1 protein-coding gene is annotated in these 647 nt (G+C 37.9%); it reads left to right on the forward strand.

Translation table 11 applies throughout. The features are described 5' to 3' along the window. Positions 1-118: 118 nt before the first annotated feature. Positions 119-595: a DUF4199 domain-containing protein gene (locus B879_RS21455; RefSeq protein ID WP_009187252.1), complete on the forward strand. Its 477-nt coding sequence runs from the start codon at positions 119-121 to the stop codon at positions 593-595. Positions 596-647 lie beyond the last annotated feature (52 nt).

The following is a 647-nucleotide window of genomic DNA, read 5'->3' on the forward strand; positions in this document are numbered from 1 at the left end:
AAATAAATAAATAAATAGCAAGTTTTTAGTTAATAATTTTAAACATAGTTGTCAAATCATTTATTGGATTACATTGATTTAAATGCTATCTATATTGGGAATAATACCCAACCCCACTATGAAAAACTTAAAAATAGAAATCAAATGGGCGCTGATCTTTGTGCTGATGCAGCTCTCCTGGATGCTTATGGAGAAACTTACAGGGCTGCATGATGCCCATATTGACAAACATGCCATCTTCACCAATGGAGTGGCCATTTTGGCCTTTTTGATCTATGCATTGGCACTGTTGGATAAAAGGAAAAATTTCTACCATGGAAAAATGACCTATCTGCAGGGATTTGTCACTGGGATTTGGATTTCCCTCTTTGTTACCTTACTCACTCCCATTACCCAATACATCACTTCCTATTGGATCAGTCCGGAATATTTTGACAACATGATTGAATACAGTGTCAGCCAAGGTAAAATGAACCAAATGGAAGCTGAAGCCTTCTTTAATTTTAACAGTTACCTGATGCAGAGCACCCTTTTTGCTCCAGTGGCAGGAGTTGTCACCAGTGCGATTGTAGCCCTATTCACCAGGAAGTCTTAGATATCTGAAAATGAAGAGTGAAGAATGAGGAATCAGGAACAAAGAGCCAAGT

Source organism: Cecembia lonarensis LW9, from assembly GCF_000298295.1.
Classification (GTDB): Bacteria; Bacteroidota; Bacteroidia; order Cytophagales; family Cyclobacteriaceae; genus Cecembia; species Cecembia lonarensis.